Raw genomic sequence first — 22,701 nt, forward strand, 5'->3', positions numbered from 1 at the left:
CCACCGCTAATGGACAGTCCTTAGTTCTGGGCGACGAACCGGACGGTATGGAGACGACAGACGCCTTCCGCGGCCTCGAGTGTATCGACTGCGGGGCGACCTTCGACGCCGAGGACGCGACCCACGAGTGCCCGGACTGCGGGGGGATTCTCAACCCGACCTACGAGTACGGGGCGATCGACCTCGATCGCGACTCGATCGAGTCGCGGCCGTTCGACTCGCTGTGGCGCTACGAGGAACTCCTCCCGTTCGCCCGAGACTCGGCGGTGACGATGGACGAGGGGACGACGCCGCTGGTCGAGTGCGAAAAGCTGGCCGAGGAGTTGGGCGTCGGTCGCGTGCTGGTTAAAGACGAGGGTCGGAACCCGACGGGGACGTTCAAGGATCGGGGCCAGACCGTCGCGGTGACGGCCGCAACGCAGCACGGAGCCGACACCGTCGCGCTGGCGTCCGCGGGCAACGCGGGCCAGGCCGGGGCGGCCTACGCCGGACGGGCCGACCTCGACTCGGAGGTCTTCGTTCCCTCCCGCTCGAGTTTCACGAACAAGGCGATGATCAACGTCCACGGCGGCGAGATGAACGTCGTCGGGGGGCGAATCGGCGACGCCGGCACCGCCTTCGAGGAGGCGCTCGCGGAGAACGATGACTGGTACTCCCTGCAGACGTTCTCGACGCCGTACCGCCACGAGGGAAAGAAGACGATGTTCTACGAGATCGTCGAACAGCTCGAGTGGGATATCCCCGACGCGATCGTCTACCCGACCGGCGGCGGGGTCGGGCTCGTGGGGATGTACAAAGCCGCCCAAGAGTTCGAGCGCCTCGGAATTACCGACGAACTGCCGAAACTCTACGCCGCACAGGCCGAGGGCTGTGCGCCCATCGTCGAAGCCTTCGAGGCGGGACGCGACGAGCACGAACCCGTCGAACACCCGGACACGATCTGCGGCGGGATCGAGATCCCCGATCCCGGCGCGAGCCCGTGGATTCTCGAGGCGCTCAGAGAGACCGACGGCGGCGCGGTCGCTACCGACGACGACGACATCTTAGAGGCCGCGATCGCGGTGGCGAAAGGGGAGGGGCTCGAGATGGCACCCACCTGCGCCGCCGCCGCGAGCGGGGCGTGGGAACTGGCGGAGAACGGAGAGTTCGACGGCGACGAAACGATCGTGATCCTGAACACCGGCACCGGGAACAAGGAAGCCGACGTGTTGCGCAGTCACCTGATGGGCCACGGGATCTGAGGCCCGTAGTCGATTTCGAGCACCGGTAGCGGAACCCTTAGTGGTCGCTTGACCGGCGAATCAAGAGGAGACATATTGTGCTTTGGTATCGCGGGACAAACCACGGCTACCGTTTTTGTGTCACGATTCGTTGCCTGTCGCATGGAGGTTGAGGAGTACTTCGACGATACCGCCGCGTTTTACGACGCCGTCTACGGCGAAAGCGTCGACGGCGACCGCGAGTTCTATCGAGACCTGGCCACCGATGTGGACGGCCCCGTCCTCGAGATCGGCTGTGGGACGGGCCGGATCTACCTCGAGTTGCTTCGAGCGGGCGTCGACGCCGACGGCATCGACGTCTCGAGCGGAATGCTGGACGTTCTTCGCGGGAAGGCGGCCGAAGACGGCCTCGAGCCGACCGTGTGGGAAGCCGACGTGACGGAGTTCGAGGCCGGCCGGGAGTACGCGCTCGTGACCGTCCCGTTTCGCGCGTTCTTGCACCTCACTGAAATCGACGAGCAACTCGAGGCCCTCGAGCGGATTCACGACTCCCTCGCGTCCGACGGCCGTCTCGTCCTCAACGCGTTCGCCCCGAGTTTCGAGGTCATCTGCCAACAGTACGGCACGTGGGAAAAACGCCATCTCGAGGTCGACGGAGCGTCGTACACGTACCGAACGAAAACCGAAATCATCGACGAGGTCGAACAACTCGCCCGGGTCCGGGCGGTAGTTTTCGATGGGGACGGCGACCGGCTCTTCCAAACTGATACGCCATTGGCGCTGGTCTCGAGACGCGAGTTCGAACTGCTCTTTCGACTCTCACCGTTCGCTTCGTGGCGAGCGTTCGGCGGCTTCGACCGCGAACCGCTCGAGAAGGCGAGTCAGGAGATGGTCTGGATCGCCGAATGACTCGTTCTCCATTGTGGCCGACGGCGTGGGTGCACGTGACACGGAAACCGGCCGTCCTCGCGCGGTTTCGAGAGCGATTTAGGCACCGGACGCGTTCGATTCGGGGAGACCGAATCAATGTCGACTGATACGGAGACGGGCGGATCCGCCCCGCCAGACTCGTCCCCGCCCGAGAGCGAACGCCCTCCGGCAGAAACGCAGACCGGCTCAGTGACGTTCTCTCGAGACGGGATCCGGACCGGAATCCTCACGTGCATCCCGATCGCGATCGGCGTCGGCGGCTACGGCGTCGCCTTCGGCGTGCTCGCGCGCCAGTCCGGACTGAGCGTCGCCGAAGCCGCGCTGATGAGCGCGGTGGTGCTCGCCGGCGCGTCCCAGATCGTCGCGGTCGAACTCTGGGCCGATCCGATCCCGGTGGCGGCCATCCTCCTCGCGACGTTCGCGATCAACCTGCGGTACTCGCTGATGGGCGCAGCGCTCAGGCCGTGGTTTCGCAAACTCACCTCGAGGCAGGCCTACGGGAGCCTGTTTTTCATGGCTGACGAGAACTGGGCGCTGACGATGCGCGATCTGAAGTCGGGCAGCGGGCGTGGCGCGTTCCTGCTGGGAAGCGGACTCGCACTCTGGCTGTTCTGGGTCGTCTCGACCGTCCTCGGGGCGACCGTCGGCGGCGCGATCGGCGACCCGCAGCAGTACGGCTTCGATTTCATCCTGGCCGCGGTGTTCGTCGCGCTCGCGGTCGAACTCTGGGAGGGGACCTCGACGCTGGTCCCGTGGCTCGTCGCGCTGGGAACGGCCATCGCCGCCGCGAACGTCCTCCCCGGACAGTGGTACGTCATCGTTGGCGGTCTCGCGGCCGCGCTCGTCGAGGTGATTCGCCATGACGGGTGAGGGTGCGCTCTCGCTCGAGCCGATCGTCGTCGCCGTGATCCTGGCGATGGCGGCCGCCACGGTCCTCACGAAAGTCGGCGGCCTGTGGCTGTTGAGCCGATTCGACGTGAGCGACCGCCTCGAGGCGGGACTCTCGGTGTTACCGGGCGCGATCGTGATCGCGCTGCTGGGTCCCGAACTCGCGGCTGGCGGACCCGCCGAGTGGGGCGCCGGCGGCGTCGTACTGCTCGTCATGTGGCGAACGGAGAACATCTTGCTGGCGCTGGTGTCTGGCGTCGTCTCCGTCGTCGCTTTCAGAGCGGTCGTCTGAGCGCCGATGATCGGGGCGCTCGAGTTCCGTACCCGCGTTCGATACCGTTGGACCCGAGACCACAGAATACCGGCCCGGAGCGTTATACGGACCGATTCTCGGGAAGCGACCGATTCGCAGGGCTTTTGCTCGTTGTCGGAAAACGGGGCGGTATGACTACGCCATGGGAGGACTGGAACCACATCCTCAAGATCGATCCCGACAAGGATCTTCCGGAGGGTGTCACCTACGGCGACCTCTGTGCGACCGGAACTGACGCCATCGAAGTCGGGGGGACGATGGGAATCACCGAGGAGAACATGAGCGCCGTCATCGAGGCCTGTGCCGAACACGACGTCGCGCTCTATCAGGAGCCCTCGAGCCCCGACGTGGTCGTCGAAGACGACGCGCTCGACGGCTACCTCATTCCGACGGTGTTCAACGCTGGCTCGCCGTTCTGGATCACCGGCGCGCACAAGGAGTGGGTTCGACTCGACACCGAACTCGACTGGGAGCGAACGTCGACGGAGGCGTACATCGTCATGAACCCCGACGCGGACGTCGCGACCTACACGGAAGCCGACTGCGACCTCTCGGCCGAAGACGTCGCCGCCTACGCGCAGATCGCCGAGCGTATGTTCGGACAGGAGATCGTCTACCTCGAGTACTCGGGGACCTTCGGCGACCCATCCATCGTCGAAGCGGCGGCCGAGGCGACAGACGAGTCGACCCTGTTCTACGGCGGCGGCATCGACGGCTACGATTCGGCCTTCCGAATGGCGACCCACGCCGACGTGATCGTCGTCGGCAACCTCGCTCACGAAGCAGGCGTCGAGGCGGTCCGCGAAACGGTCGAGGCCGCTAACGACGCCTAACGTATTCTTGGTGATGTGACCAGCGGCCGAGATTGTACTTACGCCGATCGCGCTGGAAAATGTATCACTGGCCTAAACGGTTTTGCGTGTTGCCCGGCGACGTGGGGTATGAGCCTCCTCGCCGAATTCGAAGTGGCGTCTCCAGATTTCGTGCTGGGGCCGACGCTCGAGGCCGCACCGGCGCTCGACATCGAACTCGAGCGCCAGTACGCGCTCGTGCCGGAGCAACCAATTCTCTTCTGCTGGATCCGCTCTCCCGACGAGACGAACGTCGACCGCGCGCTCGAGCGAGATCGGACGGTCGCGCGATTCGATCGCCTCGAGCGAAGCGGTGGTCGAGACCTCTATCGCCTCGAGCGAAGTGATCGAAGCCGAACGGAGGTCATCGAGAGCTACCGACGGTGGGTCGCACTCGGGGGCGAACTGCTCACCAGTCGGGCCGTCGACGGCCGCTGGACGTTCGAGATGCGGTTTCCTGATCGCGGCTCCTTTACCGAGTACCACCGGTTCCTCGAGCGGCAGGGCGTCGAGTTCGACTTGCTGCGAATAGCCGACGGCGAGCAGACGGGAGAGAGCGTTCTGACTCAATCCCAGCGTGAGGCCCTGACGCTTGCGAACGAGTACGGGTTCTTTTCGGTGCCCCGCGAGGCGACCCTGAGCGATATCGCCGGCGCGCTCGGCATCTCGGATCAGGCGGTCAGCGAACGCATCCGGCGAGGACAGGCGCGTTTGATAGAAGCGTACCTTGCGTAGGCGATCGGCCGGAGATTCGAGCGATTTCACTCGAGAAGCAGCGTTTCGAGTTTCGGCAGCGCCGCCGTCACGTTTTCGCGGTGGACGATCTCCGCAGCGTCGTCACTGGGCGTCGACTCGAGGTTGACGATCCCGAGCGTCGCGCCGGTCGAACTCGCCGCCCGAGGGAGCGACGCGGCGGGTTCGACGACGAGCGAGGAGCCGATCGCGAGGAAGACGTCGCTTTCGCGGGCGAGCGAACGGGCACGCTGGAGCGTCGCACCCGGAAGCTGCTCGCCGAACAGGACGACGTCGGGTTTGTACGTCCCCCCGCAGTCACAGGTCGGCGGAAGTTCGCCGTCAGCGACTCGCTCGCGAGCGTCCTCGGCGTCGATGCGACGGCTACACATCGCACAAACCGCCCGGTGTGCGTTTCCGTGTAGCTCGAGGAGTGTCGTCTCCTCGTCGCGGTCGGTATCGGAGCCGGTCCGGTTTCCCTCGTCGAGATTGGTACCGGCGTCGTTCTGGCGTTCCTCGTCGGTTTTCGGTTCGCCAGCTGGCAGCGTCCGTTCGTGCAATCCGTCCGTGTTCTGGGTAACGATCGCGTCGAGATAGCCCGCCGATCCAAGCGCCGCGAGCGCTTCGTGTGCGACGTTCGGTTCGTAGCCGTCGCCGAACATCGCCTCGTGAAGCTCGAGTCGATCCTCCCAGAATCCCTCGGGGTCTCGTCGAAATCGCCCGTAGGTGAACTGGCCTTCGTCGAAGCGCTCCCAGACGCCGCCTTCCCCTCGAAACGTCGGAACGCCCGAGGGCGCCGAGATTCCCGCGCCGGTGAACGCCACGACCGTCTCCGCTCGTTCGATCTCGTCGGCGAGTCGCTCGAGGTCGTCCATACTCGATACTCGAGGCGCCACACCAAAGGCTGTGTGATGGACGGAGAGACGGCGAGCTGCCCCGCAACCGCCGAGCGGTCGCTGGAACTCGAGTCGTCTCGACGACCGGGGTCGAATCGGCCGCGAGCGCGAACGATGGCGCTTAAGTTGCGGCTCCGAGAATCGGTGGGTATGCAGGACAGAACCTACACTGCCGACGCCGAGCCGGGCGACGACGTCACCGTCGCCGGGTGGGTCCACGAGATCCGAGACCTCGGCGGCATCGCCTTCCTGATCCTCCGCGACGCGACCGGGAAGATCCAGATCAAGTTCGAGAAAGACGAGATGGACGAGGACCTCGTCGAGACGGGACTGGGCGTCGCTCGAGAGAGCGTCGTGAAAGTCTCCGGCGCCGTCGAGGAAGAGCCGCGCGCGCCGACGGGCGTCGAAGTGACGCCCGAATCGCTCGAGGTCGTCTCGGCCGCGGATCCCGAACTGCCGCTCGACCCGTCGGGGAAGGTCGACGCGGAGATGTCGACCCGACTCGACAACCGGACCCTCGACCTCCGCAAAGAGGAGGTACAGGCCGTCTTCGAGATCCGTGCGGAGATCCTCCGGGCCGTTCGCGAGCAGTTCCGCGAGTTCGACTCGACGGAGATCACCACGCCGAAGATCGTCGCGACGGGGACCGAGGGCGGGACGGAGCTGTTCCCGATCACGTACTTCGGCGAGGAGGCCTTCATGAACCAGTCGCCACAGCTGTTCAAACAGCTCATCGCCGGTTCGAACATCGAACGCGTCTTCGAGATCGGCCCGATCTTCCGCGCCGAAGAGCACAACACGCCGCGACACCTGAACGAGGCGACCTCGATCGACTTCGAGGGGGCCTTTTGCGACCAGAACGACGCGATGGATGTCGTCGAAGGCGTCGTCACCGCGGCTTATGAGGCGATCTCGGCGAACTGTCAGGACGAACTCGAGGCGCTCAGCCTCGAGGAGGAGTTCGAGGTGCCTGACAAAGCGTTCCCGCGCATCAGCTACGAGGACGCCATCGAACGGATCAACGCCACGGGGGAACTGGACGAACAGCTCGTCTGGGGCGACGACCTCTCGACGGCGGCCGAGGAGGCCCTCGGCGCAGACGTCGGCGGCCACTACTTCATCACCGACTGGCCGAGCGAGATCAAGCCGTTCTACATCAAGGATCACGACGACGACGAACAGCTCTCTACCGGCTTCGATCTGATGCACCCGCGGATGGAGCTCGTCTCCGGCGGCCAACGCGAGCACCGACACGAGAAGCTCATCGAAGGCTTCGAGCAGCAGGGACTCGACCCCGACCAGTTCGAGTACTACACGAAGATGTTCAAGTACGGCATGCCGCCTCACGCCGGCTTCGGTCTTGGCGGCGAGCGACTCGTGATGACGATTCTCGGCCTCGAGAACATTCGAGAGGCAGTTCTGTTCCCGCGAGACAGACAGCGTCTGTCGCCATAGGCGACAGCGCAACTGTCGAGGGGGAGTTCGCAGGATCTCCGATCCTGCGTTATTCCCGCGTGATCGTCAGCGACTGGGCCTCCGACGAAATCTTCAACGTTATACCCGCCGGGACGAAAGCACGGTCACATGCGCGAGGAAGCGACGGCGTTCGTCCCGGGCCACATTACGGGATTTTTTAGCGCACATCCGAACGAGGACCCGGCCAAGGCCGGCTCTCGAGGCGCGGGACTCACCCTATCGGACGGCGTCGAAGTGACGGTCAGTCCGGCCGAAGAATCCGTCGTCGTCCTCGACGGTCGGGAGATCGACGTCGAACCCGTCACGAGAGTGCTCGAGTCCCTCGAGGTGTCCGCTCGCGTCGAGGCTCGAGCCGAGATACCCCTCGGTGCCGGGTTCGGCGTCTCGGGCGCGATGGCGCTCGGAACGGCGCTCGCGGCCAATCAGGTCTTCGACCGTCGGCGCTCGCGAAACGAACTGGTGACGATCGCCCACGTCGCGGAAGTGCGAGCCGGAACCGGCCTCGGCGACGTCGTCGCGCAGGCTCGCGGTGGCGTTCCGATCCGTCTCGAGCCGGGCGGCCCGGCGGCGAACGAACTGGACGGGATTCCGGCGCGATCCCGCGTCGAGTACGTCTCGTTCGGACAACTCTCGACTGCCGAGGTGCTGTCGGGCGATACGGAGGTGCTGTCGGCCGCGGGCGAGCGGGCGCTCTCGCGCGTCGTCGACGAGCCGACCCTCGAGACGTTCGTCGAGGCCTCGAGCGGCTTCGCTCGCGAGGCGGAGTTGCTCACGCCGACCGTTCGCGACGCGCTCGATGAGGTCGCCGAGGTCGACGGGCGGGCGTCGATGGCGATGCTTGGCGACACGGTGTTCGCGCTCGGAACCGGGCTCTCGGACGCCGGCTACGAACCCGATTCGTGCGAAACGTATCCGGCGGGTGCGGTCCTCAGATAACGCCGTCGCTTCTCGCAGTGATCTCGCCACCGGCGAGCCAAAGCTGTTAGTCAGGGAGACGAACGCCTCGAGAATCGGTCGGCTTTTTATCGGAGAACGCGAGCGACGAGTCGTGAGCGATCACGAGACCGTCCCCGCCGAGGTCGACCACGAGGAGGAGATTCCCGAGGATCACCCGAGATATCAGGACCTGCTCACGCGCCACCGGATCGAGGCCGGCGTGGAGAAGGGGATCACGCATCTACAGGGAATGCACGCTGAAGGCCGCGGGAGCGCCTTCGATTACCTCCTCGGCGAGGAGACGATTCCGAGCGCCGCGGCCGCCGAGCGCGCGGCCGCCGCACGACTGTTGCTCGCGGACGAGCCGGTTCTCTCGATCAACGGGAACGTCGCCGCCCTGGTTCCCGGAGAGATGGTCCAACTCGCCGCCGCCGTCGACGCCGACCTCGAGGTCAACCTGTTCAATCGCACGCCCGAGCGGATCGACGCTATCGTCGACCATCTCGCCGAGCACGGGGCCGAGGACGTAAAGGGGATCGAGGCGGACGCACGCATTCCGAACTTGGACCACAAGCGCGCGAAGGTCGACTCGGACGGCATTTACGCGGCTGACGTCGTCGTGGTTCCCCTCGAGGACGGCGACCGAGCCGAAGCGCTCGAGGCCATGGGCAAAACTGAAATCGTCATCGACCTCAACCCGCTCTCGCGGTCACCGCAGGTCGCCGAAATTCCGATCGTCGACAACATCATTCGCGCCGTGCCGAATATGACCGAGCACGCACGGGAGCTCGAGGGTGAGACGGAGTCGACCCTTCAAGCGATCGTCGAGGAGTTCGATCGGGACGAAGCGCTCGAGGCGGCCGAACAGCGGATTCGATCCGGGCGGCTTTGAGGCAGCGCATCTCCCTCAGTTCGAACGGACGACGGCGCAGTTCGAGAGAACGACCGCTCAGTTCGAGAGGACGACCTCGCGAATGTCGTCGACGCTCGCGCGCCGAACGACCGCGCGGACTGGGTCTCTGGCGCCGCCGAGGTTTCTCGAGTCGCCGTCGAAGACGATGAACTTCCCCTTCTTGCCGGGCTCGAGCACGCCGTACTCGAGATCGGCTATTTCAGCGCCGTTGACCGTGGCCATTCGGAGAATCTCCTCGGCAGGGACGTCGGTGAGCTTCGAGAGCATCGCCATCTCCCGGAACATCGACGGCGAGTTGAGCATCACATTGTCGGTCCCGAGCGCGACGGTCGTGCGCTCGAGGAGGTCCGAGACGGGCGGCAGGCCGACGCCCGTGACGAGATTCGAGCGGGGGCAGATGGCGATCGGCACCTCGCTGTCTTCGATCCGCTCTAGGTGAAGCGGTTGCGGATGGACGACGTGGACGAGAAAGTCCGGATCGAGATCGAGCGCCGGGTTGATGTCGCTCTCGTCGACCTCGCCGGCGTGGATGCCGAAGGGCTTGCCCGCGTTTCGGGTCGCCCTGCGCTCGCGGTCGAAGACGTCGTCGTTCGCGCCGCTGGCCCCGAACCCGTCGCCCGCCTCCATCGCCTCGATCGAGCCGCGAGCCATCGCTAGCGCCTCGATGTCCTTCTCGGCGGCGGCCTCGCGGAACATTTCGACGCCCTCGACGTCTCCCTCGCGGAAGTCGAGGCAGGCGGCCGTGCCCGCACGTTCCATGTACTGGAGCGACTGGCTCATCGCAGAGACGAGTTCGTTTCGCGACGCCTCGCGCAACAGGCGGTGTTTCAGCCCGTCCGGAGGCGCGACGAGTTCCTCGAGCGAGAGGCCGCCGCCGGCCTCCTTGGCGATCGAGTCACCGATGTGGGTGTGTGCGTTGATGAACGCGGGGACGATGACGTCGTCGCTCTCGACGCGTTCTTCTTCGATTCGGTCGATACGGCCGTCGCTGCCGACGACGAGTCGTCCTTCGACGGGTTCGAACTCCCTCCCCCGAAGAATCGTGCCCGTACGTTCCATAGGTCCCCTTTCGCTGTCATCCCCTTGAACCGTTCGCTGGTGGTCGGGCGAGACCCGTTGTCGGAAATCCGACAATGGGAGAGCTGGAACGGACATCTTTTGGCCACCGAACCGCTACGAATCGATATGAACAGACGGGCCGTGCTCGCCGGATCCGTTGCGATTTCGCTCGCCGGCTGCCTGAACAGGGGGCGAGGTCGCGGGAATCAGGGCTCGGATCGGATCAGGGAGACCGGCGATATCGAACTGCTTATCGACGGCTCCGAGTTCGACCTCTCGCAGGACAAGTTCCAGTCCGAGAACGTCGACGACGAGTCGCTCTCCTTTCACCTCCACGAGGGCGACGACGACTGGTATATGGAAGGGAAGAGCCGCGTGACCATCGCGGAGGGCCTCGACTTGCTCCCGGCGTTCGAGTACACACAGGAGAACGGAACGCGTCGGCTCACGATCGACGGCACGACGTACGACGAGAGCGAGGACGGAACCGAAATCTCGAGTTTCGTCGACGGCGAGGAGGTCGACCCAGCCGAATACACGCTGGCCGACGGCGACGACCTGCGGATCGAGATCACCACCGACGAATCCTAGGCGCTCGAGTCGCCGCCGAACTGATCCAGTGTCGTGTACAACCCGTCCCGAACGTCGCTGACCAGCGGCCCGTCGATGTCCAGTCCGAGAACGTCGAGGGCCGCACGACCGACCCGCACGCTCGAGTCTGCAGGCGAGTAGACGCCGAGTCGCCACTGTGAGTACTGGGCCCCGCGCAAGGCGTCGACGAGCGGTGACTGCTGGCCAAGCGACCGTACCTCGCCGTTTACCATCACTCGAGACGTCGACTCCGTCATCGACGGTCGGCCCGGAACGTCCAGGATCACCGCGTCCGCGTCGACGCCGGCCTCGGCGGCGATCTCGCGTTCGAACTCGCGAATCGTCTCGTGGTCGGCCTCGATGATCCCGCCGGGCACGTCGTCGATTTCCGCCCAGACGGCGCGCTTGTAGAGGTCACGGTGATCGAGCCTACGGGCGTACGCCGCCGTCTCGGGACTCGAGCGCAACGCGGCGATCAGATCGTAGTCGTCCATGCGCTGGAGCGTCGCCGCGTCGGTCTCGGTCCGCTCTATGAGCCGCTCGCCCGCTCGTCTGAGCATCGCCTTGCTGATCCGAGCGACGCTGTGACTGTAGACGGTCGGGTTCATGAGCGCCCGCGCGACGAGGAGGCTCTCTGCGGTCTGGACGTTCCCCTCGGCGAGGACGAGTTCGCCGTCGACGAAGGAGAGTTCGCGAACGAGGCGTCCGTGGTCGATGGTTCCGTACGGGACGCCGGTGTGGTGGGCGTCTCGGACGAGGTAGTCCATCCGATCCACGTCGAGTTCGCCCGATATCAGCTGGCCGAATCGTCCGTCGCCGGCGACGAGATCCGCGACCGACGCCGGGTCGAGGTCGTGCGCTCGAAGGACGTCCCCGACCGCGCCGTCGGCCAGCAGGTCGTGGACGTCGTCGTGGTATCGGCCCGTCCGGCGGTGGGTCACCGACTCGAGGTTGTGACTGAACGGACCGTGTCCCACGTCGTGCAAGAGCGCGGCGGCCTGGACGCGCTTGGCCAGTGGCCCGTCCACGCCGAGTTGCTCGAGTGCCTGACACGCGAGGTGATAGACGCCGAGGCTGTGCTCGAATCGGGTGTGGTTCGCCGATGGATAGACCAGCGACACGGTTCCGAGTTGTCTGATCCGTCGGAGCCGTTGCATCTGGGGCGTGTCGATCAGCTCTCGAGCGACGCCCTCGATCTGAATGTGGTCGTGGACGCTATCCTTGATCACCTTCATCACCGGCGTTTCGGCCGGATACTACAAAAACCGTCGTGTCACAGTGGAGATTGTTTCCCGGTTACATCCTCTGAGACGGCCGTCCACGCGCTATAGCAGTATTAGTAAAATCCAAATGGAACTGATGGCCCCACCGTCACGACGGCCAAACCCAAAGTATTACAACCAATCTTTCACTACCTAAAGTTAAATTGATTACCGTGCGCTGGTGGTTCGATTACGGTCGGTCAGGCGGCAGGCGTCTCGAGACCGCAGAACGTCTAGTCGTCGGCTGCGACGTGCCCGGAGTTGATACCCCGTGATACGTGCCCTCTTTCGACGCCTCGGGTCGTTCGCGGTCGTGCTCGCCGGCGTTTCCTTTCTCACCTACGGGCTCGTGTTTCTCACGCCGGGCGATCCGGCGTCGACGATCCTTCGAGAGCAACGTCAGAGCCCGCCATCGAGCGCCGCAACCGAAGCGTTTCGCGCGGAACACGGCCTCGACGAACCGTTCGTGACGCAGTACGTTTCGTGGCTGACGGACGCAGTTCGAGGCGATCTCGGCACCTCTTATGCCCGTTCGGAGCCGGTATCGTCGCTGCTGATCGAGTACCTTCCGAACACGCTCGAGCTAGCCCTCGCGGCGATCGGTATCTCGCTGCTGCTGGCCGTTCCGACGGGCGTCGTCAGCGCCGTCTATCACGACACCTGGATCGATCGAACCGGCCAGCTCGTCGCGACCCTGGGCGTTTCGATGCCGAACTTCTGGCTCGGATACCTCCTGATTCTCGTCTGCTCGCTCCGGCTCGGGCTGACGCCCGTTTCGGGCGCTGGAACGATCGATCACCTCGTGCTCCCCGCGATCACGCTCGGCACCGCGACGGCGGCGGTCCTCACGCGATTGGTTCGCGCCTCGATGCTCGAGGCGCTCGAGGCGGAGTACGTCGATACCGCGCGGTCGAAAGGCGTCCGCGAGCGGGTCGTGGTGACCAAACACGCGCTTCGAAACGCCCTCGTCCCCGTCCTGGCGCTCGTCGGCCTCCAGTTCGGGTTCGTGCTCAACGGCGCGGTCGTCGTCGAAGTCGTCTTCCAGCGACCGGGCCTCGGAACCCTGCTCGTCGACGCGGTCTTCGCTCGAGACGTTCCGGTTATCCAGGGCGTCGTGCTCGTGACCGCGACCGCGTTCGTCGCCATCAACCAGCTCGTGGACCTCGCCTCGCTCGCGCTCGATCCGAGACTCGAGCCGACGTCGATCGGCGGTGGTGCCCGATGAGCGAGTCGGACACCGCCGGTGACCGAGCGCGTCTCGTCGCGAGTCGGCTCGTCGACGCGGTTCGCGAACGTTCCGCCACGCGCGCCGGGACGAGGCTCCGTTCGAACGGACAGGTTCGCCTCGGCAGCGCGATCGTCGGCACGCTCGCTCTCGTCGCTCTCGTCGGCCCGCTGGTCGCACCCTACGATCCGACCGCGCAGGTGCTCGAGGCTCGACTTCGGGGCCCGACGCTCGCCCACCCGCTCGGAACCGACGCGCTGGGCCGGGACGTGGCCACCCGCATCGTCTACGGGGCGCGCGTCTCGCTCGGGCTCTCCCTGGTTGCGACGGGCGTCCGGGTCGTTCTCGGTACGACGATCGGGCTCCTAGCGGGTGTCAGCGGGGGCATCGTCGACGCGGCGTTGATGCGACTGGTCGACGTCCAACTCGCGTTTCCGGGCCTGATCCTCGCGCTCGTGATCGCGGGCACGCTCGGACCGAGCCTGCCCAACGTTGTAATCGCGCTCTCGGTGGTCGGGTGGGCCACCTACGCGCGGGTCGTCCGCGGGGCCGTCCTCGGCGTCAAAGAACAGCCGTTCGTGGAGTCGGCCCGCCTCTATGGCACCCCCGTCCGCCGGATCGCGAGACGCCACCTGTTGCCGAGCGTCGTCAGTCCGGTCGTCGTTCTGGCGACGCTCAACCTCGGCACCGTTATCCTGGCCGCCGCCGGCCTCTCGTTTCTCGGCCTCGGCGCGCAACCGCCGACGGCCGAGTGGGGGACGATGATCGCCGACGGCCGCACGTACCTTCGGTCCGCACCGTGGCTCATCACCGCTCCCGGCGTCGCGATCGCGCTCACCGTGATCGGGTGTAACTCGCTGGGGGACGGACTGCGCGACGCCCTGGATCCGAACCACCTCGAGGACGGAAAACGGAGGCGATCTTGACGTGGGTGCGACGCTGACGGTCGAGGACCTCCACGTTCGGTTCCAGAACGGCTCGGACCCGGTATACGCCGTCAACGGGGCGTCGTTCGAACTCAGGGCCGGCGAAACCGTCGGACTCGTCGGCGAGAGCGGCTGTGGCAAGTCGGTCACGGCGCGATCGATCGTCGGCCTCGAGGAGCCGGGGGAAATCGTCGAGGGGAGCATCGAGTTCGACGGAATCGAGACGACGACCGCCGACGACCGCACGCGTCGACGCCTGCGCGCTCGAGCGCTCGCGCTCGTGTTTCAAGACCCGTCGACGGCGCTCAATCCGGTCTACACGGTCGGCGAGCAGATCGCGGAGGCGATCCGAGCATCGAGAAGGGTAGGCGGGCAGTCGATACTAGAGGAACTCGCCACGAGCGTACGTTCTCGTCTTCGGACTCGACGGACGAGACAGCGCGTCCTCGAGTTGTTAGAGACCGTGGGCATCCCGCGGCCCGAGGCGCTGATCGACGCCTACCCCCACCAGTGTAGCGGCGGCATGCGTCAGCGGATACTGCTCGCCATCGCGCTCGCTCGCCGGCCCGAGATCCTGATCGCCGACGAGCCGACAACGGGACTCGACACGACGACCCAGCGCGCGGTTCTCGATCGACTCGAGGCGCTCACTGACGCCACCGAGATGGGCGTGCTCCTGATCAGTCACGACTTCGGGGTCGTCGCCGAACGCTGCGACCGCGTTCTCGTCATGTACGACGGCGACATCGTCGAGCGGGGGCCGGTCGATTCGATTCGTTCGAACCCCGCTCACCCGTACACGAAGACGCTTCTCGGCTGTCTTCCCGGCCGATCCGACCCCCGAGTATTCGATCGGTCCGATCCAGGGTCGCGACCGTCGATGTCCTCCGGATCGCCGTCGGATCGCTCGGCTCCGCCGTCCGGGTGCGTCTTCGCCGATCGCTGTTCGTTCGCGCGATCGACCTGTCGGGAACGGAGTCAGCCGACGGTCGCCGTGGGCGGCGAGCGCTCGAGCCGACTCGAGAGCGACGCCCACACCGTTCGCTGCGGCGTGCGGGAGGCGAGGGAGGCGACGCTCGAGTCGATGCCGACGCGGGACCCAACCCGGTCCACGGACGGCCTCGACGCGAACGGTTCGTCTCGTGAGCGAGGCAGCGACCCGAAGCCGATGGTCGACGGTGGGTCGACCGTCCGCCGTCGGCGCGTCGATGCCGAGGCGTCGATAGAGTCCGCCACCTCCGCCCCGAACGCTTCCGGTCCGTCCGGCGAGCGCTCGGACCGACCCCTGATCGAACTCGAGGACGTGCGAAAGCGCTTCCGACGGTCCGAATCGCTCGTCGATCGGCTCCCGTGGCTCGGAGCGGACGACCCCATCCGCGCGGTCAGAGGCGTCTCGCTCGAGCTATCGTCGGGCGAGACGCTCGGGCTCGTCGGCGAGAGCGGCTGCGGGAAATCGACGCTCGCGCGGCTCGTCACCGGAATCGAGGTGCCGACGGCGGGGGCCGTTCGCCTTCGCGGAGAGGCCGTCGGCGGCGTCGACTCCCGGACGAACGACCAGCTCGCCGAGATCGGCACCGTCTTCCAAAATCCGGGAGCGAGTCTCAATCCGAAGCGGACGGTCGGCCAGTCGATCGCAGAGCCGCTGATCGAGGCCGGGTGGGACGACGCGCGGCGGGCGGATCGCGTCGACGAAGTCCTCTCGCTCGTGGCGCTCTCGCCCGATCTGGCCAATCGGTATCCGCGTCAGCTCTCGGGCGGGCAACGCCAGCGCGTCGCGATCGCTCGAGCGCTCGCGCCGGAGCCGTCGGTGCTCGTCCTCGACGAGCCGACGGCCGCCCTCGACCCGTCGACGCAGGCGACGATACTAAGCCTCCTCGCGGACCTTCAGGACCGACTCGAGATCGCGTACCTGTTCGTTTCCCACGATCTCGCGGTCGTGCGGACCGTCGCCGACCGCGTCGCGACGATGTACCTCGGGCGGTTCGTCGAGGTCGGACCGGTCGATCGGACGATGTCCGACCCGACGCATCCGTACACTCAGGCGTTGCTGGACGCCAGCCCGCGGCTATCCGCGTCTGATGGGTCCGACGACCGTCGGCTCGCCGGTGACCCGCCGGACCCGTCGGCGCCGCCAGAGGGATGTGCGTTCCACCCCCGCTGCCCGGCCGCGACCGAGGAGTGCACTCGAGTCGATCCGTCGCTCGAGGCGACGGGCGATTCGAAGTCTCGGTGCCTGTACGCGCCGGATTGGACGGCAACAGACCAGCGGTCGAATACCGATCGGGCGGGCCGATCGAACGACGCTAACTCAAAATGAGCGATCGAATACCGACGCAGCTAAATCGACGTACCGCGCTGAAAACGGCCGCCGGAGCCGGCGTCCTCGCGCTCGCCGGTTGTCTCTCGAGCGATATCGAGACGGCCGACATGCGCATCGGCGCGCCGTGGGAAGCCTCCCCCGATCCGCTCGACGGCGGCAGCATGCTCCGACGCCTCGGCGTCACGGAAGCGCTGGTGGGCGTCGATTACGACGCGAACCCGGCACCCGAACTCGCGACCGACTGGGAGCGCCGCGACGAGCGCCGCTGGCAGTTCACGCTGCGCGAGGACGTGACCTTCCACGACGGCGACTCCCTCGACGCGGCGGCCGCAGTCGAATCGCTAGAGCGCACGCTCGAGTCGGCCGCCTTCGCGGCGCTTCCGATCGAAGGGGTCGAGGCCACGGACGACGCCACGGTCATCGTCGAGACCGAAACCCCGTTTTCGCCCCTTCCGGCCCACCTCTCGCGAAACGAGGCGGTGATTCTGAACCCGGCCACGTTCGACGAGGACGGCTCGGTCTCGGAGCCGGTCAGCACCGGGCCGTTCGCCGTCGACTCCTTCGAGAGCGCCGGCGGGCTCTCGTGTACTCGACACGCGGCGTATCACGGCGACGAGCCGGCGATCGAATCCGTCCGCTACGAACGCGTCGAGGACGACCAGACGCGGCGCATGAAACTCGAGGGCGGCGAACTCGAGATGGCGAGAATCCTGCCGCGACGGGCGATCGACGCGCTCGAATCGGCCGACGGTATCGACGTGTACACGCCCGAGATCCCACGGATCAGGTTCCTGACGTTCGATACGACCTCGGCGCCGTTCGACGACGAACGCGTCCGGCGGGCGGCGAACTACGCGATGGATCTCGAGTCGCTCACCGAGTCGGTCCTCGAGGGCGTCGACGATCCGGCCGTGGGACCGTTTTCGACGGACGTCACCGAGTGGGCGAACCCCGATCTGGACGGCTACGGCCACGACCCCGAGCGGGCTCGCGGCCTGCTCTCAGATGCGGGTTGGTCGGCCGACCCCGGGCAAGACGGCGTTCGAACGCGCGACGGAGAGCCGCTCGAGATCGAGATCCCCACGTTCGACGCCAGGAGCCTCCCGCTGATCGCCAAGGTGTTGCAATCGGACCTCTCGGCGGTCGGCTTCGACGTCGACGTGCGGACGATCGAGTACAACGCCATGCTCGAGCAGGTCAGCCAGGGCTCGTTCGACGCCTACCTCACGTCGTGGGGGACGCTCTACTATCCGGACCCCGACCGACTCGCCGAGCTGTTCCACTCCGAGGAGGCGACGCTCCACCACGGCTACGAAAACGAGACCGTCGATACGCTCCTCGAGGAAGCGCGCAAACTAACGAGTCGGAGGGCGCGAAAAGACCGCTATTACGAGATCCAATCGATCGTTCTCGAGGAGTCGCCGGTCGCGTTTCTCACGAACTACACGACCGTCGTCGCGACCCAGACCGATGTGAACGGCTACGAACCGCACCCGGTCGAATCGCGGTACGGCCTCGAGTCGATCACCGTCGGCGACGAGTGAAATCGGGAACGGATACCAGCGTGGCGGACGCCGAGCCGATCACTCCGGCGAGGTAAACGGCGAGTCGATTCAGCGTACCTAACGGCGAGTCGATCACTCGTTGACGAGCAGTATCTTGCCGCTGAAATCCCCTTCTTCGGCGCGTCGATGCGCTTCGGCGACGTTCTCGAACGCGAACCGGTCGTCGACGTGCGGTTCGATGACTTCGTCGTCGACCAGCGTCGCGATATCCTCGAGTTCGCGCCCGATCCGTTCCTGGTGCTCGCCGAGCAAGACCGGGAGGATAACGAGCACGACGCCGAGCTCGAGCGAGCGCTGGTGCATCGCCGAGAGGTCCTGGGTCGAACTCGACTCGGTCGTGACGACTGTGCCGTACGGTCGAACGGCCTCGAAGGCCGTCTGGATGTGGTCGTCGCCGACCGGATCGAAGACGACGTCGAAGCCGCTGCCGCCCGTGTGTTCTGCGACGTAGGATTCGACCTCGGTTGCGGTGTAGTCGACCGTCGCGTCCGCTCCGAGCGCGCTCGCGAGTTCGCGTTTGTCGTCGCTCGAGGCCGTCGCGACCGTGTGCGCACCGAGCCAGTCCGCCACCTGCACGCCGACGTGGCCGACGCCGCCCGTCGCGCCGTAGACGAGCACGTCGTCGCCGAGCGAGACCGTCGCCTTCTCGACGAGCATCTCCCAGGCGGTGAGCGCGACGACCGGCAGCGCCGCGCTCTCCTCGAGCGAGATCGATTCCGGAGCGCGGGCGAACGTTCCCGCGTGGCCGACGACGTAGTCGGCGAGCGAGCCCTGTCGCCCCGCGCCGCCGGGCATTCCGTACACCTCGTCTCCCTCCTCGAACCGCGTGACGTCCGCGCCAACGGCGTCGACGACGCCGGACACGTCACAGTGAAGCGCCGCGGGGAGGTCGGGTGTGAAGTCGGGAATCGCACCCTGCCGGATCTTGTAATCGACGGGGTTGACGCTCGAGGCGACGACCTCGACGCGAATCTCCTCGGATTCGGGCTCCGGAACGTCGCGCGTGGTTTTCTCGAAGACCTCCGGATCGCCGTACTCTTCGATCACGTGGGCAGTCATCTCGGAAGACATGTCGATTCGCCGTTCGGCCGCCGGCGGGGAATATGCGGCGGTTGCGGCGATCGAGTGTGGAGAGTTGTGGTGTCGGGAGTGGATTACTCGATCCGATCCAGAAACGAGCAGAGCGCGTCGACCGCCGTCTCGAACACCGCTTCGCCCTGTTCCGCTGTCGCGCCCGTTGGGTCCCCGACTGCGCCGTTCTCGCTGAACTCCTCCGTGAACCGGTGGACGACGCCGCCGTCTACCGTGTCGTCCCACTCGAGGGCGTCGCCGGCGACGGGGTCGCCGACGTCGTCGGGATACAGGTAGAGCAAGACGGCCGTCTCGAGTTCCCCTGCGTGGCCGACGTGTTCGTCGACGGCGCGCATCCACTCCCAGAGGAACGCCTCAAGGTCGGGTTCCGCAGCGTCGGCGACCTCGCGGGCCAGGTTCCCGAGCGTCCCGCCGTTGCCGCCGTGGCCGTTGACGAACACGACCCGTTCGACGCTCGAGTCAGACAGCGACTTGAGGATGTCGCGGACGTAGCTGGCAAGCGTCTCGGTCGAAACCGAAAGCGTCCCGGGAAAGTGTCCGTGGTACGGTGCGACGCCGACGGGAAGCGCCGGTAGCACGACCGAATCCGCCGTCGACTCGCGGTCTGCCGCCTCGGCCATCGCCCGCGAGATGATCGTGTCGGTCCCGACCGGCGCGTGCGGGCCGTGTTGTTCCGTGCTGCCGACGGGTAAGAGCGCGGTCGTCGGCGCTGTCTCTTCTACCTCGGTCCAGGAACTCGTCTCGAGTCGCATTATGGGAAAAACTCGAGTCAGCGCATAAGAAATATCGATTCGCGTGCGCCAGTTAGCGCCACCGAGTCGGGTGCGCAGGCAACACCGTAGGTGTGCCAGTCAGCGCCGGTGTTTGAGCTGGCGATAGAGTTCCATCACGTCCATGAAGTCCTCGTCGCCGTCGTTGTCGATGTCGTAGCGACCCGGCGTCGGTTCGGGGTCGGTGATCGAAGCGGTCTTCCCGACGGTCAGCGTCGTCGTCTCACCGCCGTCCTCGTCGCTCGCGTTCACGCCCCAGTCGGAGCCGACCGTGAGCTCGTACTCGCCGGCTTCGACGACTCTCGAGCGCCAGCCGGGCACGTCACCGGGGACGACCTCGAGCGTCGACAGGTCGAGCTCGAGAGAGACGGTTTCGCTGTTCCCGGCGGCTACGGATACCCGCTCGAAGCCCATCAGTCGCCGGTGGGGCTGGAGCACGGAGCCGTAGGATTCGGTGTTGTACACCTCGACGATGTGTTCGCCGCCCGTGTCGCCAGTGTTGTGGACGGTCACTTGTGCGGTAATCGTCGGCGTCGACGCGGGATTTTTGACGGCGTCGGTCGACAGCGACAGGTCGGAATACTCCCAGTCGGTGTAGGAGAGGCCGTAGCCGAACTCGAACTGAACCATCTGATTGCCGGCTCCGTCCGGGTGACGCGGCGGGTACTCGTCGTAAATCTGCGGGACGTGCCCGACGTGGGACTCCCAAGTGAACGGGAGCTTCCCCGAGGGGTTGTAGTCGCCGAACAGCGTATCGACGACCGCGACGCCGGTGTCGCTCCCAGGCTGGCCGGCAAAGATCACGGCGTCTAGGTGTTCGAACGTCTCCGCCGTGCCGCGCGGACACCCGGCGAGGATCACGCCGACGAGTGGGACATCATCGCTGGTCTCGGCGTCGACAAGTTCGACGAGTTCGCGCTGGGCGGGCGGGAACCGCATCTTGTCCCGGTCGCCAAAGCCCTCGTTGTGCGTCCCCTCGCCGAGGACGACGACGACGGCGTCGGACCCGGGCGCGGCCGATCGGATCGCCGCCTCCTGCTCGTCGGTCACGTCGAAGAAGCCGTTGTCGAAATTCTCGTAGAGACTCTCGAAGGCGGCCGGGTCGTACTCCGTCGGCACGTGCGTGAGCCCGTCGCCGAGCCGCGATTTCAGTTCGCCCTCGATCGTGTTCTGGCGAGGGCGCGGGCCGTCCTCGGTCAGGTTGCCGTCCTCGATCCCCTGCCAACCGAGCGTCCAGCCGCCGTGTTGCATCAGGAACCGGTTCTCGGTCCCCTCAAGGACGCCGGGACCGGTCAAAAGCAGGTTCTCGACGCCCTCGAGCGGCAGCGTCTCTTCCTCGTTTCGCAGGAGGACCAGCGACTCCTTGGCGAGGCGCTCGGAGACATCTCGTGCGCCGCCGACGAGGTCGCCGATCTCGTCTTCCGGCACGAGCGGCTCCTCGAACAGTCCGAGGTCGGCCTTGAGCGCGAGAATGCGTCGAACGGACTCGTCGATGCGGGCTTCGGAAAGCTCGCCGCTCTCGACGAGGTCGACGGCGGTGTCGATGAACTGCGTCGGCGCGACCTCGCCGCCGCACATGTGCATGTCGACGCCGGCCTCGATACCCCGCCGGACGGCCTCTCGCCACCCCTCGTCGGTGTCCGGCAGGTACTCGTGGTTGCTGATCAGCCGCTCGAAGTCGTCCCAGTCGGTCAGGACGACGCCCTCGAAGCCGAACCGGTCCCGCAGCACGGTCGTCAGGAGCCAGCGCGAGACGTGGGCCGGCTTGCCGTTGACCGCGCCGCTGTTTACCATCACCGTCTTGGCCTCCTCGAGTCCGCGCCGATAGGGGTCGAATTGCCTGGTTCGAAGGTCCCGCATCGAGGTCCGGGCGTGAGTCCGGTCCGAGCCGGTGTTCGGCGTGCCGTAGCCGGCGAAGTGTTTGACGGTCGCGGTGACCCGTCCCGTACGCTGGAAGCCGCGGGCGCGAGCTTTCCCCATCTCGCCGAGCAGCATCGAATCCTCGCTGTGGCCTTCGAAGTATCGTCCCCAGCGCATGTCGCGGAGGACATCGAGCGTCGGCCCGAAGATCCAGTGGCCGCCCATCGCCGCGATCTCCCCGCCGGTGTGGGTCGCCGCCCGCTCGACCAGATCGATGTCGCGGGTGACGCCCATGTTCAGCCGTTGTGGGAAGCTCGTACAGCCCTCGAGCAGGGTGTTCCCGTGCAGGGCGTCACAGCCCCAGATGAAGGGGATCGCGGGATCGGTGTGATTCACGGCGAACTTCTGGAGCCTGTTGAGTCCCGCGACGAACTTCTCGCCGTCGAACGTCGGCCCCGTCGCGGCACCGTTGAGCAGCGAACCGACGTGGAGTTCCGTAAAGAGCTCTCCCACCGTGTCGACGTCGTCGTGGTCGTTGAACGCGGTGTCGGGACCGAACCCATCGCCGAGGTTGTCGATCGCGACCTGCGTCATCTGTCCGACCTTCTGCTCGAGTGTTAGCTCCTCGAGCAACTGATCGACTTCTCGTGCGTTCATCCGATCTCCCTTCTCGCCGGCTGCAACGGTGTTCGATCCGATGGCGACGCCCGAGGTCGCCGTCGCAGTCCCGGCCGCTTTCATGAAGCTGCGCCGGGACGCGTCCGTTTCGTCAGACTCGAGTTTGTCATTATCTGTCATGATACTGAGAGAGACAACTATATCCTGGGTAAATAATTTTCCGGGGTAGGGAGTACGAACGGCGACTGTAAGGGAGAA

20 protein-coding genes are annotated in these 22,701 nt (G+C 66.1%); 14 read left to right on the forward strand and 6 right to left on the reverse strand.

Annotation, left to right across the window (positions count from 1 at the left end):
* Positions 1-47 precede the first annotated feature (47 nt).
* The 6 genes from BM348_RS13500 (at position 48) to BM348_RS13525 (ending at position 4,937) form a co-directional block, all read left to right on the forward strand.
* A complete protein-coding gene (locus tag BM348_RS13500) occupies positions 48-1,241 on the forward strand; it encodes a threonine synthase (protein WP_092905328.1) in 1,194 nt (397 codons plus the stop codon).
* Positions 1,242-1,382: 141 nt separating this feature from the next.
* Positions 1,383-2,129: a class I SAM-dependent DNA methyltransferase gene (locus BM348_RS13505; protein WP_092905330.1), complete on the forward strand. Its 747-nt coding sequence runs from the start codon at positions 1,383-1,385 to the stop codon at positions 2,127-2,129.
* 117 nt (positions 2,130-2,246) lie between these two features.
* Entirely contained in the window at positions 2,247-3,020 is a 774-nt protein-coding gene (locus BM348_RS13510) for an AzlC family ABC transporter permease (RefSeq protein ID WP_092905332.1), read from the forward strand.
* Positions 3,010-3,330, forward strand: a complete 321-nt coding sequence (locus BM348_RS13515) for an AzlD family protein (RefSeq protein ID WP_092905334.1) — start codon at positions 3,010-3,012, stop codon at positions 3,328-3,330. Before BM348_RS13510 ends, BM348_RS13515 begins: the two co-directional genes overlap by 11 nt.
* A gap of 152 nt (positions 3,331-3,482) precedes the next feature.
* The gene (locus BM348_RS13520; RefSeq protein ID WP_092905336.1) at positions 3,483-4,184 is read left to right on the forward strand and encodes a phosphoglycerol geranylgeranyltransferase; all 702 of its coding nucleotides are present in this window, start codon (positions 3,483-3,485) and stop codon (positions 4,182-4,184) included.
* A 108-nt stretch (positions 4,185-4,292) separates the two neighbouring features.
* Entirely contained in the window at positions 4,293-4,937 is a 645-nt protein-coding gene (locus tag BM348_RS13525) for a helix-turn-helix domain-containing protein (RefSeq protein ID WP_092905338.1), read from the forward strand.
* 26 nt (positions 4,938-4,963) lie between these two features.
* On the opposite strand, the gene BM348_RS13530 is transcribed toward BM348_RS13525, so the two are convergent.
* Positions 4,964-5,809 carry an SIR2 family NAD-dependent protein deacylase gene (locus BM348_RS13530; protein WP_092905340.1) on the reverse strand — a complete coding sequence of 282 codons (846 nt, stop codon included), beginning with the start codon at positions 5,807-5,809 and terminating at the stop codon, positions 4,964-4,966.
* A gap of 171 nt (positions 5,810-5,980) precedes the next feature.
* On the opposite strand from BM348_RS13530, the gene aspS reads away from it, so the two are divergent.
* The 3 genes from aspS to BM348_RS13545 all read left to right on the forward strand — a co-directional run bounded on the left by aspS (position 5,981) and on the right by BM348_RS13545 (position 9,134).
* The gene (aspS, locus tag BM348_RS13535) at positions 5,981-7,285 is read left to right on the forward strand and encodes an aspartate--tRNA(Asn) ligase (RefSeq protein WP_092905606.1); all 1,305 of its coding nucleotides are present in this window, start codon (positions 5,981-5,983) and stop codon (positions 7,283-7,285) included.
* A 129-nt stretch (positions 7,286-7,414) separates the two neighbouring features.
* Complete coding sequence (locus tag BM348_RS13540; RefSeq protein ID WP_092905342.1) at positions 7,415-8,242, forward strand: pantoate kinase; 828 nt, start codon at positions 7,415-7,417, stop codon at positions 8,240-8,242.
* A 112-nt stretch (positions 8,243-8,354) separates the two neighbouring features.
* Positions 8,355-9,134 carry a 4-phosphopantoate--beta-alanine ligase gene (locus tag BM348_RS13545; protein ID WP_092905608.1) on the forward strand — a complete coding sequence of 260 codons (780 nt, stop codon included), beginning with the start codon at positions 8,355-8,357 and terminating at the stop codon, positions 9,132-9,134.
* Between the two features lie 57 nt (positions 9,135-9,191).
* On the opposite strand, the gene BM348_RS13550 is transcribed toward BM348_RS13545, so the two are convergent.
* Positions 9,192-10,214, reverse strand: a complete 1,023-nt coding sequence (locus tag BM348_RS13550) for an amidohydrolase family protein (RefSeq protein ID WP_092905344.1) — start codon at positions 10,212-10,214, stop codon at positions 9,192-9,194.
* Between the two features lie 126 nt (positions 10,215-10,340).
* Here BM348_RS13550 and BM348_RS13555 point away from each other — a divergent pair, with 126 nt between their 5' ends.
* Positions 10,341-10,805, forward strand: coding sequence for a hypothetical protein (locus tag BM348_RS13555; protein WP_092905346.1), 465 nt, complete (start codon positions 10,341-10,343; stop codon positions 10,803-10,805).
* On the opposite strand, the gene BM348_RS13560 is transcribed toward BM348_RS13555, so the two are convergent.
* The gene (locus BM348_RS13560; protein ID WP_092905348.1) at positions 10,802-12,040 is read right to left on the reverse strand and encodes an HD domain-containing protein; all 1,239 of its coding nucleotides are present in this window, start codon (positions 12,038-12,040) and stop codon (positions 10,802-10,804) included. The genes BM348_RS13555 and BM348_RS13560 overlap by 4 nt on opposite strands.
* Before the next feature lie 298 nt (positions 12,041-12,338).
* Between BM348_RS13560 and nikB the strand changes: the two genes are divergently transcribed.
* From nikB to BM348_RS13580, 4 genes are read left to right on the forward strand one after another with little or no spacing between them, the layout of a single operon-like run.
* Positions 12,339-13,292 carry a nickel ABC transporter permease gene (gene nikB / locus BM348_RS13565; RefSeq protein WP_092905350.1) on the forward strand — a complete coding sequence of 318 codons (954 nt, stop codon included), beginning with the start codon at positions 12,339-12,341 and terminating at the stop codon, positions 13,290-13,292.
* Positions 13,289-14,218, forward strand: a complete 930-nt coding sequence (gene nikC / locus BM348_RS13570; RefSeq protein ID WP_092905352.1) for a nickel transporter permease — start codon at positions 13,289-13,291, stop codon at positions 14,216-14,218. The genes nikB and nikC overlap by 4 nt, the downstream gene beginning before the upstream one ends.
* 1 nt (position 14,219) lies before the next feature.
* The gene (locus tag BM348_RS13575) at positions 14,220-16,535 is read left to right on the forward strand and encodes a dipeptide ABC transporter ATP-binding protein (protein ID WP_092905354.1); all 2,316 of its coding nucleotides are present in this window, start codon (positions 14,220-14,222) and stop codon (positions 16,533-16,535) included.
* Positions 16,532-18,082 carry an ABC transporter substrate-binding protein gene (locus BM348_RS13580; protein WP_092905356.1) on the forward strand — a complete coding sequence of 517 codons (1,551 nt, stop codon included), beginning with the start codon at positions 16,532-16,534 and terminating at the stop codon, positions 18,080-18,082. The genes BM348_RS13575 and BM348_RS13580 overlap by 4 nt, the downstream gene beginning before the upstream one ends.
* Before the next feature lie 93 nt (positions 18,083-18,175).
* Here the strand turns inward: BM348_RS13580 and BM348_RS13585 are convergent, their stop codons facing one another.
* The 3 genes from BM348_RS13585 to BM348_RS13595 all read right to left on the reverse strand — a co-directional run bounded on the left by BM348_RS13585 (position 18,176) and on the right by BM348_RS13595 (position 22,623).
* The gene (locus BM348_RS13585; RefSeq protein WP_092905358.1) at positions 18,176-19,174 is read right to left on the reverse strand and encodes a zinc-binding dehydrogenase; all 999 of its coding nucleotides are present in this window, start codon (positions 19,172-19,174) and stop codon (positions 18,176-18,178) included.
* Between the two features lie 83 nt (positions 19,175-19,257).
* Positions 19,258-19,947 carry a creatininase family protein gene (locus BM348_RS13590; protein WP_092905360.1) on the reverse strand — a complete coding sequence of 230 codons (690 nt, stop codon included), beginning with the start codon at positions 19,945-19,947 and terminating at the stop codon, positions 19,258-19,260.
* 99 nt (positions 19,948-20,046) lie between these two features.
* Positions 20,047-22,623: a glycoside hydrolase family 3 protein gene (locus BM348_RS13595; protein WP_245779451.1), complete on the reverse strand. Its 2,577-nt coding sequence runs from the start codon at positions 22,621-22,623 to the stop codon at positions 20,047-20,049.
* Positions 22,624-22,701: the final 78 nt, after the last annotated feature.

Origin of the sequence: Halostagnicola kamekurae (genome assembly GCF_900116205.1) — an archaeon.
Classification (GTDB): Archaea; Halobacteriota; Halobacteria; order Halobacteriales; family Natrialbaceae; genus Halostagnicola; species Halostagnicola kamekurae.

Coding starts and splice junctions, on each gene's coding strand:
- BM348_RS13500 (WP_092905328.1), top strand. CDS start 48: ATGGAGACGACAGACGCCTTCCGCGGCCTCGAGTGTATCGACTGCGGG.
- BM348_RS13505 (WP_092905330.1), top strand. CDS start 1,383: ATGGAGGTTGAGGAGTACTTCGACGATACCGCCGCGTTTTACGACGCC.
- BM348_RS13510 (WP_092905332.1), top strand. CDS start 2,247: ATGTCGACTGATACGGAGACGGGCGGATCCGCCCCGCCAGACTCGTCC.
- BM348_RS13515 (WP_092905334.1), top strand. CDS start 3,010: ATGACGGGTGAGGGTGCGCTCTCGCTCGAGCCGATCGTCGTCGCCGTG.
- BM348_RS13520 (WP_092905336.1), top strand. CDS start 3,483: ATGACTACGCCATGGGAGGACTGGAACCACATCCTCAAGATCGATCCC.
- BM348_RS13525 (WP_092905338.1), top strand. CDS start 4,293: ATGAGCCTCCTCGCCGAATTCGAAGTGGCGTCTCCAGATTTCGTGCTG.
- BM348_RS13530 (WP_092905340.1), bottom strand. CDS start 5,809: ATGGACGACCTCGAGCGACTCGCCGACGAGATCGAACGAGCGGAGACG.
- aspS (WP_092905606.1), top strand. CDS start 5,981: ATGCAGGACAGAACCTACACTGCCGACGCCGAGCCGGGCGACGACGTC.
- BM348_RS13540 (WP_092905342.1), top strand. CDS start 7,415: ATGCGCGAGGAAGCGACGGCGTTCGTCCCGGGCCACATTACGGGATTT.
- BM348_RS13550 (WP_092905344.1), bottom strand. CDS start 10,214: ATGGAACGTACGGGCACGATTCTTCGGGGGAGGGAGTTCGAACCCGTC.
- BM348_RS13555 (WP_092905346.1), top strand. CDS start 10,341: ATGAACAGACGGGCCGTGCTCGCCGGATCCGTTGCGATTTCGCTCGCC.
- BM348_RS13560 (WP_092905348.1), bottom strand. CDS start 12,040: ATGAAGGTGATCAAGGATAGCGTCCACGACCACATTCAGATCGAGGGC.
- nikC (WP_092905352.1), top strand. CDS start 13,289: ATGAGCGAGTCGGACACCGCCGGTGACCGAGCGCGTCTCGTCGCGAGT.
- BM348_RS13580 (WP_092905356.1), top strand. CDS start 16,532: ATGAGCGATCGAATACCGACGCAGCTAAATCGACGTACCGCGCTGAAA.
- BM348_RS13585 (WP_092905358.1), bottom strand. CDS start 19,174: ATGTCTTCCGAGATGACTGCCCACGTGATCGAAGAGTACGGCGATCCG.
- BM348_RS13590 (WP_092905360.1), bottom strand. CDS start 19,947: ATGCGACTCGAGACGAGTTCCTGGACCGAGGTAGAAGAGACAGCGCCG.
- BM348_RS13595 (WP_245779451.1), bottom strand. CDS start 22,623: ATGACAGATAATGACAAACTCGAGTCTGACGAAACGGACGCGTCCCGG.